Below are 16151 nucleotides of genomic sequence, written 5' to 3'. Positions count from 1 at the left end.
AGCGCTGCCGGCCTCTCAACAACTGAACTATGAAAAAGTTATCACAGGCAGGCCTCATGAGCATACCGGTCGTCATTATCTGTCTCGCCACCCTCTGGTTCTTTCCCATGTGGCGGATAGACATGCGTGCGCCACAGTACCCCGACGGCCTGTCTATGCAGATATGGATCAATGACGTAAAAGGAGATGTACCGATCATCAATGGCCTGAACCACTACATCGGTATGAAGACCATCCACCAGGAAGACTTCCTGGAGTTCGTATTCATGCCCGTTTCCATCGCCTTCTTTATGGCTGCCGGCATATTGATCATGGTACTGAAAAAGAAAATACTGTATTACTGCTGGACCGGTATCTTCCTGGTCATCGCGCTGTTGTCTTTTGGAGACTTCTACCGGTGGGAATACAACTACGGCCACCAGCTGGACCCGAACCCACCAATAAAGGTGCCTGGCATGTCTTACCAGCCGCCGCTGATCGGGTATAAGAAGTTATTGAATTTCGAAGTGCTTTCCCAGCCGGACGTCGCCGGATGGTTCTACATCGCCAGTGGCCTGATACTCGTGGGCATCACCTACTATGAATGGAAAAAGAAATGATATGAAACATAACACCCTGATCTTCCTGATTAGCTTTTTTGCCTTGCAGCTGGCCTGCCGGCCGGCATTTGAGCCGATAGATTTTGGTCATGACGCCTGTGCGCATTGTAAAATGACGATTATAGACAAACGTTATACCGCCGAACTGATCACGCCCAAAGGCAGGGCCTATAAATTTGACGATATCGTTTGCCTGCTGCAATACAATACTGTCAATCCGCCGGCCAGCGGCACCCGTTTTTTAGTAGCGGACTACAGCGATTCCAGTCACCCGTTCACCGATGCGCAAAAAGCCATCTTCCTGCACAGTGAATCTTTCAAGACACCGATGAACGGCCGGTGCGCCGCCTTCATCGACGAAAAAACCGCCATCCCGCATAAGGACAACCTGGAGCAACGATTATTAAAATGGGAAGATCTTACCCGGCTAAATCCATAAACATCATGAAATATGCATCGCTATTATCATGGCTGCTGCTGGCAGCGTGGAGCACGCAGGCAGCCACCCTCGTGGTGAAGCCAGGCCCTGACGCGCTGCGCAAAGCCATCAGCAGCGCGCGGCCCGGCGATACACTGCAGGTACAACCTGGTGTTTACAAGGAACACAGCATACAGGTAAACCAGCGCATCACCATTATAGGCAACGGCATGCCGGTCATTGATGCGGAATACAAATACCCGGGCTTCCTCATCACCGCCGACAGCGTGGTCATGCAGGGGCTACAGGTACAATATACAGGGCGCTCTTCCATATCAGACATCGCCGGCATCCGCGTCAGTAACGCCAGTCATGTCACTCTCCGCAACAACAGGATACTGGACTGCACTTACGGCATCTACCTGCAGAACGCCCAGCACTGTCTGCTGGAAGGTAATACCGTACATTCCGGCATCAAAAATGAAATCAACGGCGGCAATGGCATCCACGCCTGGAAATGTGACGCCCTGCAAATCAACAGTAACAATATATCCGGCCACCGCGACGGCATCTACTTCGAATTTGTGACCAATTCCGGTATAGAAAACAACCTCTCTGCCAACAATCAACGATACGGCCTGCATTTTATGTTTTCCCACCATAACGCCTATATGAAAAATATTTTCCGGGAAAACGGTGCAGGCGTGGCCGTTATGTATACACGCGAAGTGACCATGACCGACAACACGTTTATACAAAACTGGGGAGACGCTTCCTACGGCCTGTTACTGAAAGAAATCACCGACAGTCACATCACACATAACCGCTTCATCAAAAACACCATTGCTATCCACATGGAAGGCACCACCCGTGTGTCTGTACAGCGCAACCTGTTTCAGGACAACGGCTGGGCCATCCGTGTAATGGCCAGCTCCAGCGGCAGCAGGTTTACCGGCAACAACTTCATCGGCAACTCCTTTGATGTGGCCACCAACGGTACGCTCATGCTCAACGAATTTCACCGCAACTACTGGGATAAATACGATGGCTATGATCTTGACCGGGACCAGGTGGGCGATGTGCCCCACTATCCCGTAAGCGTATACGCCGTCATATCGGAAAAGATACCTTCCGCCATGATCCTGTACCGTAGCTTCCTCACCGGCATCATGGAACAGGTGGAAAAAGTAATGCCCAGCATCATACCCGATCAGCTGAAAGACGATCAGCCATTAATGAAAAAACTGCAACTATGATCCGTATCAGTCACCTTACAAAATCATTCAAAAAATTCAGAGCGCTGGATGATATCAACCTGCACCTGGAAAGGGGCCAGGCCATCTCCCTGCTGGGACCTAACGGTTCCGGCAAAACGACCCTGATCAAATCCATCCTCGGACTGGTGATCCCCGAGAAAGGCAGTGTTCATATAAACGGCCAGGAAATCCGCAGCCACTGGAGCTACCGCTCTAAAATCGGTTACATGCCGCAGATCGGCCGCTACCCCGAAAACATGACCATCCGGCAGGTGCTGGCCATGCTGCGGGAGGTAAGGAAAGACTGCAAACATTATGACGAAGAGCTGGTCCATCAGTTCAACCTGCCTTCTTTTGACCATAAACTAATGCGCAACCTCTCCGGCGGCACCCGGCAGAAAGTGAGCGCCTGCCTCGCCTTCCTCTTTTCGCCCGATATCCTGATACTTGACGAACCTACCGCCGGCCTCGATCCTGTGGCCAGCGAAATCCTGAAAGACAAAATAGCACGGGAGCGGGCCAACGGAAAACTGGTACTCATCACCTCACATGTGCTCAGTGACCTCGATGACATCACCAGTCATGTGGTATACCTGCAGGAAGGGAAACTCATCTGTTTTAAAACGGTGGAAGAACTGAAAGAATCAACCGGTCAACGTCAACTGAACAAAGTGATCGCGGCCATGATGCAAACACATCTACATGAAAACAATTATTAAATACGTGCTGATAGACCTGTTAAAAAACAGGACTATCCTGATATATACCCTGGTGCTGGCCGCACTGACCATCAGCGTGACAGGCATGAGCGACAACATGTCCAAAGGCATGTTGAGCCTGCTCAATATCACCTTGCTGTTTGTACCGATCATCAGTATCCTTTTTTCCACCATTTACTTTTTTAATTCCGCGGAGTTCACCGAACTGCTACTGGCACAGCCCATACGCCGTAAATCTATGCTGCTGGCCTCCTATACCGGCATATCCACCGCGTTAGGCCTTGCATACCTGGCCGGTGTAGGCGTCACCGTGGGAGTGCTGTACAATAGCCTTGCGGCCATCGCGCTTGTCATCAGCGGTCTGTTGCTCACACTTATTTTCTCAGCGTTGGCGCTGCTGATCTTCGTAGTGTTCAAGGATAAAACCAGGGGTATCGGCGCAGCCATTATCACGGCCCTGTTTTTCACGCTGTTGTTTGATGGATTATTGCTCGCCTTTATTTACTCTTTCAGTGATTATCCGATAGACCAGCCCTTGCTGGGCCTCATCTCCCTGAACCCGGTGGACCTGGCGCGGATACTGGTATTACTGCAGCTGGATGCTGCCGTAATGATGGGTTATTCCGGGGCGTTGTTTAAAAAGTTTATGGGATCTGCTACGGGGACTGTTTATACAACGATGTGCATGCTGTGCTGGATGATTGTTCCATTGATATTGGCCGTGCGGATTTTCAGGAAGAAAGATATTTAAAAAACAGGGGCCGCTCATCGCTGCGGCCCCCGTACACATTTATAGCAAACTATTCAACTGCTCCTGTAATCCCGGGTCTGATGGCCGTTTGGCCCTGGCGGAAACAATTTTCCCGTCAGGCCCGATCAATATAAATCTGGGAATAGCATTGATATTAAAGTTTTTGATGAAATCCGCATTAAAATCGTTGTCTGTGATGAGCTGTTCCCCTTTCAGTTGTTTTTCCTTCACAAAGTCCTGCCACTTTTCTTTATCTGACTGACGGTCTACAGACAAGCTGATGAAGTGTATGTTTTTCCCTGCGAATTTTTCTTCGATAGCAGTAAGAGCCGGGATCTCTCTTTTGCAGGGGCCGCACCAGGTGGCCCATACATCGATGTAGACGTATTTCCCTTTCAGGCTGCTCAGCCTTACTTTTGCGCCATGGACGTTTTCAAATTCAAAATCAGGGGCAGGCTGGTTATCGCCATATTTTTTAAAGTTATCGTAAGCCTCGCTGATTTTCTTTTTGTAGACATCATTGGTCACCTCCGCCATAAATTTTTTATACACGGAATCTATATTGCTGACATCATCGCTCCTTTTAATAACGGCGGACGCCTGAAGATATTGATAGTACCCGCGGATAAAGGGGGAAGTTATTTTAGTGTCCACCACGTTGGCTTTTAACGCGTCCAGTTCTGCACCGGCCATTAACTCTTTCTGGTAAGTGGCGTACGTAATGTTGGCAATCTTACCGTCGAGTACATCGCGATAAGCGGCTACGTTGCGGAACCAGTCTTCGTTATTCATGTCCCAGCCTTCATACATCAGCGAATCGAGTACATTCTTTTCTTCTTTTGTCAATTTCTTCAGGTGCATTGCATCGTAGGCTGTTCTGAACTTTGCCGCCCGCATGGTATCTTCTGGCTCAGGCGGTGTTTCCAGCAACTGTTGAAACGCAATTTGTTTTACAGAGTCCACACCATAGTTTATCCACCAGTCCTGCGTGATGGTCCTTATCCGGAAGTCCACTGCGGCCTTTTGCAGTCCGATGAAATAAGGGTTGCCTGATTTTTCCACCGTTTTAGCCGCCGCCTGTCGCCAGGCATTCATTTTCTGCCGAAATTCAGGTAGGTCCCACATGTAAAAAGAATAGAGATAATCTTCCCCGGACATGGGTACATATGCTTTCAGCTGGTTGCCTACTTCCCGGATGAGGTTATTCTCCGTACTGCCTTTTCCTTTGAAGCGGTAGCTATCATCTTCCCCGGTTATTTCAAGGGCATAGCCGGGCTCGAGGTACACCGGGCCTATCTTGTCCAGCTGATAGATGCCTTTAGGCAATTTGCCGGTGGCAAACGAAAACTTACCGGTTTTGTCCACCGGCACTTCCAGTGTTTCCATTCCGGGCTGTGAGAGTTTCAGGCTTGTTTCCTGACCGGGCGGCAGTTTACCGCTGACCGTTGACTGGCTGAACGCTGGAAAAGCCGCGGCGGTGGCGGCTATGCTCAGTACAGTGTTTTTTAACCAGGGTTTCATAAAATGGCGTTTTATTGGCTTAGGTTAGTTGATGATCATACCAGGATTAAATTTTCTTACTCTTACCGGTATCTGGAACGTATAGTGCCTGCTGTTAGGTTCGAGAACGGCAATCACCGCGCCTGTTTCCCTGTTCACTCTTTTGACGGCAGGCATTCTGCCTTCGTGGTCCAGTCGTTTCATGTCCATCCAGCGTTGGCCGCCGAAGGCGAGTTCCCTGCGGCGCTCTGCCAGTACGATGTCCAGGGCTTCTTCCTGGGTAGTAGCTGTGGAAGGTGTAAACGCATCCTTTTCAATGCGGGCTTTCCGAAGGAAATTTACAAATTCCATGGCAGCGGGAATATTCCCTTTTCTGGCTGCTACTTCGGCGCGGGTCAGGTATAATTCAGGGAAGGTAATGCCGAAGTTAGGAGCTCCGGGGGTGATTCCCCTCATCAGTCCGTCCGGCGATTCCTTTGCCAGGTAACTGTATCGCAGATCTCCTTCCCGAAACAAACTTTTCAGGGTGTCAGCATACAGCATCCCGCCGGGCACCATATAATCATAACTACCTCGTTGCCACAAAATTTCAGGATTAAAATCAGTCACAGGGAAATCCTCCCAGCTTTGAAAATTATTGTAGTCCAGCAGTTCGTGCCGCGCTTTAAGAGCGCTGTCGGCAAACCGGTCTGCTTCCCCATAGTTGCCAATATACAGATATATCCTTGATAGCATACCGCAGGCTGCATATTTAGTACAGCGAAAGCGGTTGATGTTTTGTTCCGGTAACATGGTAACGGCCAGTTGCAGATCATGGATGACAGAATCGAGTGTTGTTTGCAGCGAGGAGCGCTGCGGCACCTGTGTTGTCACATTCGTGTTGGTTACCAGCGGCAGGCCGGGATCATTTTTAGCGGTGACCGGATTGTAGGCTTTGGCAAAAGCGGTGAGCATGGTAAAATAGGCTTCTGCCCTTGCAGCCATTCCTTCTCCCAATATTTGCCGGCGCTGCTGTTCATTGCTTTCGGTGGCCTTCATCACGTTGTTGATGATGACATTGGCCCGGTAAATAATTTCATAACCGCTCCCCCATATGGCCGGGCTGATCTGGTCGTTGGCATCAATATCTGATCGCCAGTAATAGCAATTTGCCTGCATATTTTTTTCCTGCTCGTTGTATACACCATAATAGTCGTCTGTACTATATAAAAGCGCCTCCGGAAAACTGAATATCATGGTTTGTGAATTCAGCAGTCCTTCAAAGTCTTTCAGTTTTTCCGGGATGATGACCCCTTTGGGTTTTACTTCCAGGAACTTATTGCAGGAGATGCATACTGTTATCAGTGCGAGGGTCCAAATTTTCTTCATCATCAACAGTATTAGAAGTTAGTGTAAAAAGAAAAACTATAAAATGGTTCCACCGGCAGGCTGCGGACGCCCGTCACCCGGTCTATGGCTTCAGGGTCGATATCATTTCCGCTGAAGGTATAACGAAACATATTCTGCGCCTGTAACCGGAGCTGAGTGCGGTTCAATCCATTCCGCTGCAGGAAAGCCGATTTGACGTTATAGGTCAGTATCAGATCGCGAAGCCGGACATAGTCGGCCTTCCGGACGAATTTGTGAGCATAGGTATAACCATAGATGGCTGTGTAGTTAAATTCGCCAGGCTGATTGTATTTCGGGAAGCCGGGTATATCGGTATGCGTTTCATCACCGGGCTTTCTCCAGTAGTTGGCCGCTCCCTGCAATGGATAACGGTAGGTGGTAGTAACGTCATAGGAAGAAGGGGGTTGTATTCTCATCACATGGCCTCCGTAGTACATGAAAAGAAAAGAGAGATCAAAGCTGCCCAGTGAAAATTGGTTGTTCAGCCCCACCGCGTACTTGGGTGTGGCGGTACCATTAAAAACCAGATCTTCAAAGCTTACATCTACGATGTTATCGTCTAACCTGTTCATGACTTTTTTCTCATTGAAGCGGTTATACACAAATGGCTGGCCCAGTTCATTAAGCCCCCCATAATGGTAGCTGAACAGGGGATTAACAGGATACCCTTCCCTTAGCTGCGTTCCTGCTATCAGATCGACAGAAGCCTCACTTTCAGCGGCCATTACCTTTAATACTTTGTTATGATTAAAAGAGGCGGTGAGTTGTGTTTGCCAGTTGAAATGCCGGCCTTTTATGTTAATACTGTTCACCATCAGTTCCAGACCGCTGTTGCGGATTGACGCTGTATTGGCACGATATGAATTAAAGCCGGTGGTAGGATCGGCAGACATTTCGCCAAAAACATCCTTCGTACTTTTATTGTAGATGTCCACCGAGCCGGAGATACGGTTATCAAACAATGCATAGTCAATCCCCAGGTTGAAATTGCGGGTTGTTTCCCAACGGATGGACTGATTTTCCGGCGACAATACAAGATACTGCGGCACTGCCACAGCCGGCACTGCGTTGATCCCGGCACCCAGCAACAAAAAAGGGCCACTGATACTGGAAGGCACGTTACCATTAAACCCGGTGGCCATACGTAGCTGAAGATGATTAAGCCAGGAAACCGGCTGCATGAAATTCTCCTCATGTATGCGCCAGCTGACGCCGGCCGACCATAACGGTTTGTTTTTATAGGCAGGATCAGCACCGAAGAGATTGGATTGATCTATACGGAAACTGCCCGTGGCGATGTATTTATGATGGTAGATATAGGTTGCCTGTGCGTAGTACGACATAAACCTTCTGTCGAGGCTGGTTTCCCCGAAAAAATCTTCCGGGAAAAAAGTAGATGCCATCGTGCCGGTTTCACTGAATTCCGGGGCCTTATTTCCTGTTAGCGATTGTATGTTGACAGGTTTACTGAGCAGCGACTGTCCATCATATCCAAAGTAGGAGCTTTTTACGCCGGACTCTGTCCGTTTCCGTTGCTCTATACCGGCGATGGCCGAGATATTATGTTTACCGCCATCAAAGTCCCTGTTCACATTTAACTGGCCACGGACCGTATAGGAGACACCTCTTATGTGGTCCAGTGTATAGATATCCCCATCCGGAATATCAATATACAGCGGCTTTCCGGTGACAGGCTCTTTCCTTGCCCTGGTGTTGATCAGTTTACGGACAACATAAGCATTATCTGTCTTTAATACGCTGGAAGTTGTCAGCTGATTTTCATAAGCCCCACCCAGGTCCAGCGAAAGCCATTTGGTTAACACTGTATTGAGCCGGCCCTGCAGGCGTATGGCCGACAGGTTGATTTTGTTGGTAGTGGCAAACAATTCTCCATAAGGATAATACAGCTGATCGTAGAGGCCGTAAGCTTTTATTTTCTCGTTTTGCGCTACGCTCCGGGAAAAAAAAGCTTCTCGCTGGGGCCCATAAACTGAAGCGACAGGATTTCCCTGTTCATCGGTAAAACGCTGATGCGGTAATACGTCCGTATAGGGTACTGTGTTACCGCTTTTGTTGGCGCTATTGTTATACACCGCGCGAAAATCGAATGAGAATCGGTCGGTAAACTTGTACGTATTGGCGAAATTCAGGACAAAACGCTGGTTGTCAGCACGTCTTTCCACAGGCGTTTCCCCCACATAGTTAATGCCCAGGAGATAGGTACTTTTTTCGTTACCGCCACTCACGTCAAAGTCAACCTGCCGGGCATACCTTGTCTGGTAAAAGAGGCGTTTATAGTCTGCCATGTTATTGTAGCCGGTGATACCGGCAATCCGGCGGTCAGCCTCTTCGGCTGTCAGCGTGCCTTCCTTTACCTGAAAAAGCAATTCATACACCGGATCAATCGGTGCGCCTGCTCGGACCTGCCGGCGGGAATAACCATCGAGGTTTACCCGGTCTTTCATCAGCTGAGCATACTCCTGTGAGCCTGCATAGTGCAGGTAACCAAAATCCGGTTTAGCCTGCATGGCATAGGTTGCACGCAGGCTAAAAACCGGTTTGCCGCTTTTGCCCCTCCTGGTTTCAATAACAATGACGCCGTTGGATGCCTGTACACCGTAGATAGCCGCGGCGGCGGCATCACGCAGCACCGACACCGATATGATGTCGTTCGGGTTGATGGTAGTGATATCTATTTCGGTCGGAAATCCGTCGACCACTATCAACGGGCGTTTTACCGCATCAAAGGTAGATACGCCACGGATAGACAGTTCGCGGGATATGCTGTTGTACACCAGTCCCGGCACTTTCCCTTCCAGACTTTCCAGGAAGTTACCGGTAACGGCTGTACGTTGGTCATAATCCTTTGCAGACATGGCGGTGGCTGCTCCGGACAGTTGTGATTTTTCAATTTTCTGATAGCCGGTAGACACAATGGCGATTTCTTTCAGCAGGCTGGTAGAGGCCTGCATGGTGATAGAGTACCAGGCGCCATTTTTCGGGGAGATGTCAACATGCACGGGTTGCCAGCCGATGGCAGTGGCATCCAGGGCTGTTTCCGTACTGCCTACACGGAGCGTAAAGTCGCCTTCATTGTTAGTGGCCGCCGCATAACGGCCGGCCCTGAGTGTAACACCGGCCAGTGGTTCGTTGTAGTTGCTCAGTACCTTGCCCCGTATCTGCCGCATGGAGTCACCGGGCAGAGAGACATCGTCTTCAGGCTGCAACTGCGCTATATTACCGGAGTGTTTATTTTTCCGCGCCACAATGGTATAGTGGTTTTTATCTACATACAAAAACAACAGGTCATGGGGATAGAGGATGGCTTTCAACACCTCTTCCACCGGTTTGTTTTTCAGGTCAGAAAGATCAACGGTCGTAGTTTTGTTGGCCAGCAGGGACGCTTCATATACGAAACGGGTGCCAAGAGCAGCCGAAACCTTGTCCAGCGCCTCGATCAGCGACATCTTTTTTTGCGCCGCGGCAGACCACGTGACCAGAGACAGCAACAGCAGGAAACTACAAACAAGTAGCATTTTTCTCATCGAAAGGGAATGGTTAACGTTTTTTCTACAATACTATTTTCCGGGCCTGAACAGCAGCGTACTGTCTTCTTTATGGATGTCTATCTCTACATCCAGCATATTGGACAATATATACAATAATGTTTCAGTATTCTTTAACGGCAGGACACCATTGATTTTCCGGTTGGCGACAGCCGTGTCCGTCAGCACCACCTTATACCCGTAGGCATCTTCCAGTGCCTGGACGATCTCTTTGACGGCCGTATTATGCAAAACCATTTTATTGTCCATCCAGGCCGCCGCTGCGTCCGCGTCACCGGGATGTTTAATGAGCAGGCGCTCCTGCTGGTGGTATTCCGTTTCCTCCCCTGGTTGCATCACCAGGCCTTCCGCCTTGTTGGCCCCCACTTTGACCGTTCCGTTTTTCAGGAACACGGTCGTAATACCGCGGCGGTCCTTTACATTAAAAGTGGTCCCCAGCACTTCAACGTCCACCTGTCCGATGTGTACCAGGAAACGTTCGCCGGCTTTCAGCGGAAGATTGTCTTTCTTCAGATGCTGTACCTCAAAGTAGGCCTCTCCATCGAGCCATACCTCACGCGGGCTGTTTTTACGCCAGTGCAGGGCATACCGCAGGCTGGAATTGCCATTGAGCGTCACCACGGAGGCGTCTTCCAGGATGATCTGTTTTTTTGTTCCGTAGGCGGCGTACACCGTTTGCGTGGCGTTATAACGGTAGAAGTAGTAGCCTATGCCAGCACCCGCCAGCAGCAGGCATACAGCGGCAGCAGCCACCCATCTGCGCAGCCCGATACGGCGCGCCGGCGTGGTCGCTGCGGTGTCTATCACCTGTGAAATACGCTCCCATACCTCCTGCTCCGTTCCCGGCCGGGCATTCACCCTTTCGGCAGACAACAGGTGGCGCAACAGGAACACCGCTTTCCTGAACTCCCCGATATTGGGTGGCCGCTGCTGTGTCCAATCGTCCCAAAAGCGCACGGCGACCGGGTCATCGCCCTTCACATAAGCGAGCAGGGAAGCATCTTCCAGGAAGTCGTTTTTATCAAATTGATGATAGTCCAATACCTTTCTCTTTTAATTTTTTGACATACCAGGCATATAGGACAGCCACAACGGTTGAAAACACCCCACGCTTTTGAAAGTTTTTTTATTTTTTTTAGGTGGTAGAGAAATGATCAGGCTTTATGCTGCGCCAGCAACACCAGCAGGGCAGACACGGATATGTTCAATATGCCCCGCAGCGCTTCAATGGCACGGGCATACAGTTTATAGGCCGCTTTGACAGTGATTCCCATGACAGCGGAAATGTCTTCGTATTCCATTTCTTCATAGAAGCGCAGGTAAATGATCTCCTTCTGACGGGCGCTCAGTTTCTCCAGTGCCTCCAGCAGCTGCTTCGATTGCAACCCTGCCGCCTCTTTTTTCACATAAGCCGATTCGGCGGAGAATGTCAGCCGGAAATCGTGGTGCGCTTCGTAAGGAATCACTTTGCGGACACCTGCCGGCTTCAGCTTATTGTAAATACCGCCCCGCAGGGCTATCAACAGATACAGACGCGGGTCGCGCGCTTCCTGCAAAGTGCTGCGGTTTGTCCAGAGTTTCACGAACAGGTCCTGGATACAGTCTTTTACCAGCTCCTCCTGGTCGTGCAACCGTACCCCATACTCATACAGCACCGGGAAATAATGCCGGTAGAGGGCGGACAAAGCGTCTTTATCCCCTTCCAGGAAAGATTTCCACCATGTAATAGGTTGAGCTGCCAGTTCGTTCATGATAAGCGGGTCGTTGTTAAAAGCGTCTCATCGCAGCCGGCTTCCGCATTCGGCAGGAAATGGTTAAATGGACATGGCGAATTTACGTTATGGGAGGGAAAAAACACACTACCAATTCGCCAGCGAATCCAGCGCATTCCGGAGCTCTGTCTTTTCCTTCGAGTAAACCATTTTTTGCGCCGTTATTTTCTTTGAACTGTCCAATTTCAGCATCAGGTTATAATCGAACTGCTCCCTCAGGAGTGAAACGTAGTTTATATTAATAAATAACCGGGATGAAAATACTTTACGCTCTTTTAAAGAAATACCGCGTCGCCGCCAGCGCCACCATGCCCGTTCCCGCCAGCAACCCGGCAGCCGACAGCCACAGCCCCCACAGATACACCTCCTGTGGCAATTTAAATATGCCGGGCATCCCCTGCATGAATAACAGCACCTCATTAAAAACCAGGGCGATAATAAACAAGATCATCCCCAGTCCGGCCAGTACCTTCATAGTCGTAAAATAACCCGCGTACAGCAGTTGGGCAAAAATATACAGCGTCACGAAGCCGAGCATCACCAGGTGCAGGTACATGATGATCACCGGGCGGTTGGTACAGACGGCATCGCCGATGGCCGGGAAAATGGTCAGCAGTTGCGCAAAGGTTTTCAGCGCAAAGGCAATCAGGGCCAGCGCCCCGATACGGCGTGCCAGGGGATTGACGCTATACAGCTCTCCTTTTACGGAGCGCGCCAGCTCCGCAAAACGCGCCAGTACGATCAACAGCAGGGCGCTGCCAACACCGGCCGCGATCCGGATGCCCACCGGTGGCTGATGCCAGAGATAAGAGAGAAACATCGCAGGCAGAACGGCGGCACATAATACCACCGCAAAACGATAACGGATTTTTTCCGCTGTCGCCGGTCCGAGGTGATGACAAAAGAGGGCAAAAACCGCCAGTGTGAAAAATCCATTGTATTGCAGGTGCAGGTACGTATATACGGCATCGTGGTACAGGACAGTGTCCCGCTGATGGTGGGCCATCATATAAGCCAGGTAAAAAGGGCCTGCGGCAGATAAGGCCAGCGATACCAGTGAACCGACGGCCAACAGGGTGACGGACCGTTCTGTGCCGGCTTTCAGCAGGTCACGGATAAAAATCACTTCAAAAACCCAGCAACAGATGATAAACAACGTGGAAAAAATAATGGAGAAAAGGGCATACCCCTGGAAAGGAAAACTTATCAACATGCCCACGGACGTGATCAGCACACCGGCCAGCAAGCGGGGATATATCCGTTTACCGCTGTAAGCGGGAGGCAACAGGCGGTAGGTCAACAGGGTAAATAAACAAAGCGTTAGCCATCCGCCGAAGGCGAAATGGGTATGGGCAAACAGCCAATTGCCGAAATGCATCCCCGGCAGAGGGAACAGGGCATTTGTCCGCAACAGTACCCCCAATAATGCCACGATCATCAGATTGACCAGGGCGACAGCGATCCACCTCCGTTCCACCTCCCCCGTATTTGCACGCTTCATATGCCAGCAGTTTTTTAACGGAGCAAATGTACAATAAAGACAAAAGCATCTTTTATAAAATAAAAATTCAGGCGGCCGTAGTGCTACCGCCGCCTGAAACAATACTACTGTCCTTTGCCCAACAAGCGCTCCAGCTGGGCATCGAGGGCTTCCCGGCTGGCTTCACTATTGCCTACCAGCTTCACTACAATTTTCCCTTCCTGGTCTATCAGTATTTTGGTGGGGAAGGCTTTGACGTCATAAGCTTCCAGCACACCTTTGTCTTTGTCGGTACTGGCATCGTTGTTCAGCACATTGAGCCAGGTCATCTGGTCGGCGTCCATAGCTTTGGTCCAGTTATCTTTCCATTTAGCAGTATCTCCTCTTTCGTTGGACACGCCAAGGATTTCAAACCCGGCATCTTTATAACGGGCATACGCCTCACGCAGGTGCGGATGACTCATACGGCAGGGATAACACCAGCTGCCCCAGAAATCAAGCAATACCACTTTGCCTTTAAGTGAAGCCAGGGTGACCAGGTTATCATGCCGGTCTTTGAGCGCGACCGGCGGGGCCGGCATACCAGGCGCGGTTTCACGGGCTTTGGCTAACCGCCGGCCATAAACTGTCCCTTCGGGAGATGCTTTTAACGCGGGCAACATCCCTTCGTACAGCGGGCCAATTACTGCAGGATCTATTTTAGTACGGGTATATTCGTTCAGCAGTTTCAGCATGATACCGGTATGCGGATGCTCCTGCATAAACCGCAACTTAGCGGCCTCCCGCTCAGCATCGTTCTGGTAGGAGGCTCTCGTTACTTCCGCAATGGCTGCACTGTCCTTACGGTTATGGGCCGCTTCCCGCTTCGCCCCGTATTCTTTTTCTCCCCGCTGGTAAATGGCCGTCAGGAGGGCTTCTATGGCCTGCCTGTCTGCTTCGGCCGCACCGCCGGTAATATGCGTTTCCCGCAGCTCGCCATCAGACTTTGCAATCAGGCTGGCAGCATCGAGATAGAAGCTGTGCTCATAGGGCTTCAGCAGGCGTGTCTGCTGGTAGTATCGGGCATCTTTGTCGCTTACCTTCAGAAACAAAGTAGCTTCTTTCGGATAATCCACTTTCCCCTGAAAACGATAAGCGTTTTGTTGTAACCGGCAGCTGTCCAGTATGGTCTTTCCCCGCTGTTCATAACGCAGGTAGATATACGAATTAACGGCCAGTGTGTTTTTAGCGAGCGTTCCATGGAGGGTGAACGACTGCGCCTGCACGGAAATGGTGCCTATCAACGCCGCACCGAAGATGAGTGTTTTTGCCATAATTTATTTTTTAGTCATCATTCCGCGGCATATCCGGGTTGAACTGTAAAACGGCCAAAGGTATCTGTAAAGTATAACGGGCGCCATGTGGCGGCAACGTGGCGATAGCTTCATTATTGGCATCGTACCGGTATACTGCCGGCATCCTGTTCTCTGCGTCGAGGCGGCGCATATCCATCCAGCGAAGGCCTTTATAGGCAAGCTCCAACCGCCGTTCACGCATCACGAAACCCATTACTTCCATCGCATCGGTGGACGATAACGGCTGATAGGCTTCTTTTTTAATACGGCATTTACGGATATCGTTTACCTGTGCCAGCGCTTCCGGCAATCTGCCGGCACGGGCGGCCGCTTCAGCGATGATCAGTTTCATCTCCTCCACACAGGTACCGAAATTGGCGACAGCGCCGCTTGGGTTAAAAGCCACCACACCACGTTTAGGATAGGTGTAATCACCTGTGTTCTCGTAAAACAATTTCAGCCGCAGATCGCTTACATCAAACATCTTCAGAAAAGCAACAGTAGGATATTCCTTCAGGGAAGCGTTAGTCGAGTAACGCGCGTACAAATCAAACGGTCGTATCGCCATATTGGGAATAGCGGATTTATTAGCAATGGTATTGTAATCCAATATTGCAGGCGGATTGTCTCCCATCGCCAGCCGTGCGTATTTTGCCGCCGCTTCATAGCGGCCGGTATACAGATACGCGCGCGCCAACACGCTGTTGGCAGCCGTTACCGCACCCCTGAAGTGGTTGGCGGTATTATTGGCGGGCAAATCAGGAATAGCCGCATTGATATCACCAATAATATGATCATATATTTCTGCTACAGTGCTGCGCGGCGGCGTGGCATCTGAAATATCCACAGAGGTGACGAAAGGTACGGCCAGGTCCTTGGCTGCGGTGGCCGCATTGTAGGGCTTTGCATAGAGGTTCACCAGGTAAAGATATTCGAAAGCCCTTCCCAGCAAAGCTTCTGCTTTGATACGCCGCCGGTCGCGTTCAGTACCGTTACCGGCATTGTCGATGCCGACCAGCACGGCATTAAAACGATAAATATTGCCATAGTGCCTCCCCCAGAAAGCCGGCGGCACTTTGGTGTCTGTGGAATATTGGGCATTCCACAGATAAATCAGGTCTTCCACTCTGTCCGGTGTTTTGGGTATCGTGGTCACATCTACGTCGTCTCCCAGCAAGTTCAGTTCCCGCGCGCCACTGGCGGTAAGGTCCTGGCTGTTCAGAAACAAATCATAGTCACTCACATTGGTCAGAATGGTCTTGCCGACAGGTGCTATATCAAGGTATTTTTTGCAGGAGGTGGCGGTAGTAAACAGTACAGCCAGTCCGCAGATGATCCATTTGTTGCGCATACGTTACTGTTAAAAC

At 50.3% G+C, this 16151-nt stretch carries 13 protein-coding genes; 5 read left to right on the top strand and 8 right to left on the bottom strand.

Going from position 1 to position 16151, the window contains the following annotated elements; genetic code table 11:
- Positions 1-29: 29 nt before the first annotated feature.
- Genes HGH92_RS19440 through HGH92_RS19420 form a run of 5 tightly spaced genes read left to right on the top strand, consistent with a single transcriptional unit; the run spans position 30 to position 3743 of the window.
- Positions 30-599, top strand: a complete 570-nt coding sequence (locus HGH92_RS19440; protein ID WP_211092674.1) for a hypothetical protein — start codon at positions 30-32, stop codon at positions 597-599.
- Between the two features lies 1 nt (position 600).
- The gene (locus tag HGH92_RS19435) at positions 601-1038 is read left to right on the top strand and encodes a nitrous oxide reductase accessory protein NosL (protein WP_168872416.1); all 438 of its coding nucleotides are present in this window, start codon (positions 601-603) and stop codon (positions 1036-1038) included.
- 5 nt (positions 1039-1043) lie between these two features.
- Entirely contained in the window at positions 1044-2273 is a 1230-nt protein-coding gene (locus HGH92_RS19430; RefSeq protein WP_168872415.1) for a nitrous oxide reductase family maturation protein NosD, read from the top strand.
- A complete protein-coding gene (locus HGH92_RS19425; protein ID WP_168872414.1) occupies positions 2270-2992 on the top strand; it encodes an ABC transporter ATP-binding protein in 723 nt (240 codons plus the stop codon). The genes HGH92_RS19430 and HGH92_RS19425 overlap by 4 nt, the downstream gene beginning before the upstream one ends.
- Complete coding sequence (locus HGH92_RS19420; protein WP_168872413.1) at positions 2976-3743, top strand: ABC transporter permease subunit; 768 nt, start codon at positions 2976-2978, stop codon at positions 3741-3743. Before HGH92_RS19425 ends, HGH92_RS19420 begins: the two co-directional genes overlap by 17 nt.
- A gap of 39 nt (positions 3744-3782) precedes the next feature.
- Here the strand turns inward: HGH92_RS19420 and HGH92_RS19415 are convergent, their stop codons facing one another.
- From HGH92_RS19415 to HGH92_RS19380, 8 genes are all read right to left on the bottom strand, one after another.
- Positions 3783-5264: a TlpA family protein disulfide reductase gene (locus HGH92_RS19415; protein WP_168872412.1), complete on the bottom strand. Its 1482-nt coding sequence runs from the start codon at positions 5262-5264 to the stop codon at positions 3783-3785.
- Positions 5265-5288: 24 nt separating this feature from the next.
- A complete protein-coding gene (locus HGH92_RS19410; RefSeq protein ID WP_168872411.1) occupies positions 5289-6614 on the bottom strand; it encodes a RagB/SusD family nutrient uptake outer membrane protein in 1326 nt (441 codons plus the stop codon).
- 8 nt (positions 6615-6622) lie between these two features.
- A complete protein-coding gene (locus HGH92_RS19405; protein WP_168872410.1) occupies positions 6623-10177 on the bottom strand; it encodes a SusC/RagA family TonB-linked outer membrane protein in 3555 nt (1184 codons plus the stop codon).
- 33 nt (positions 10178-10210) lie between these two features.
- Positions 10211-11239, bottom strand: coding sequence for a FecR family protein (locus tag HGH92_RS19400; RefSeq protein WP_168872409.1), 1029 nt, complete (start codon positions 11237-11239; stop codon positions 10211-10213).
- A 113-nt stretch (positions 11240-11352) separates the two neighbouring features.
- A complete protein-coding gene (locus HGH92_RS19395; protein ID WP_168872408.1) occupies positions 11353-11949 on the bottom strand; it encodes an RNA polymerase sigma factor in 597 nt (198 codons plus the stop codon).
- A 286-nt stretch (positions 11950-12235) separates the two neighbouring features.
- Positions 12236-13471 (bottom strand): hypothetical protein, encoded by a 1236-nt coding sequence (locus HGH92_RS19390; RefSeq protein ID WP_168872407.1) that lies wholly within the window; start codon positions 13469-13471, stop codon positions 12236-12238.
- Positions 13472-13575: 104 nt separating this feature from the next.
- Positions 13576-14763: a TlpA disulfide reductase family protein gene (locus HGH92_RS19385; protein WP_168872406.1), complete on the bottom strand. Its 1188-nt coding sequence runs from the start codon at positions 14761-14763 to the stop codon at positions 13576-13578.
- Between the two features lie 10 nt (positions 14764-14773).
- Complete coding sequence (locus HGH92_RS19380; RefSeq protein ID WP_168872405.1) at positions 14774-16135, bottom strand: RagB/SusD family nutrient uptake outer membrane protein; 1362 nt, start codon at positions 16133-16135, stop codon at positions 14774-14776.
- Between the last annotated feature and the right edge of the window lie 16 nt (positions 16136-16151).

The organism is Chitinophaga varians, assembly GCF_012641275.1.
GTDB classification, from domain to species: domain Bacteria; phylum Bacteroidota; class Bacteroidia; order Chitinophagales; family Chitinophagaceae; genus Chitinophaga; species Chitinophaga varians_A.
This window is presented reverse-complemented; position numbering and strand designations above follow the sequence as displayed.

Excerpts from the sequence above, each read along its gene's own strand:
- HGH92_RS19415 (WP_168872412.1), bottom strand. The coding sequence starts at position 5,264 with ATGAAACCCTGGTTAAAAAACACTGTACTGAGCATAGCCGCCACCGCC.
- HGH92_RS19420 (WP_168872413.1), top strand. The coding sequence starts at position 2,976 with ATGAAAACAATTATTAAATACGTGCTGATAGACCTGTTAAAAAACAGG.
- HGH92_RS19395 (WP_168872408.1), bottom strand. The coding sequence starts at position 11,949 with ATGAACGAACTGGCAGCTCAACCTATTACATGGTGGAAATCTTTCCTG.
- HGH92_RS19435 (WP_168872416.1), top strand. The coding sequence starts at position 601 with ATGAAACATAACACCCTGATCTTCCTGATTAGCTTTTTTGCCTTGCAG.
- HGH92_RS19410 (WP_168872411.1), bottom strand. The coding sequence starts at position 6,614 with ATGATGAAGAAAATTTGGACCCTCGCACTGATAACAGTATGCATCTCC.
- HGH92_RS19385 (WP_168872406.1), bottom strand. The coding sequence starts at position 14,763 with ATGGCAAAAACACTCATCTTCGGTGCGGCGTTGATAGGCACCATTTCC.
- HGH92_RS19405 (WP_168872410.1), bottom strand. The coding sequence starts at position 10,177 with ATGAGAAAAATGCTACTTGTTTGTAGTTTCCTGCTGTTGCTGTCTCTG.
- HGH92_RS19425 (WP_168872414.1), top strand. The coding sequence starts at position 2,270 with ATGATCCGTATCAGTCACCTTACAAAATCATTCAAAAAATTCAGAGCG.
- HGH92_RS19440 (WP_211092674.1), top strand. The coding sequence starts at position 30 with ATGAAAAAGTTATCACAGGCAGGCCTCATGAGCATACCGGTCGTCATT.
- HGH92_RS19390 (WP_168872407.1), bottom strand. The coding sequence starts at position 13,471 with ATGAAGCGTGCAAATACGGGGGAGGTGGAACGGAGGTGGATCGCTGTC.
- HGH92_RS19380 (WP_168872405.1), bottom strand. The coding sequence starts at position 16,135 with ATGCGCAACAAATGGATCATCTGCGGACTGGCTGTACTGTTTACTACC.
- HGH92_RS19430 (WP_168872415.1), top strand. The coding sequence starts at position 1,044 with ATGAAATATGCATCGCTATTATCATGGCTGCTGCTGGCAGCGTGGAGC.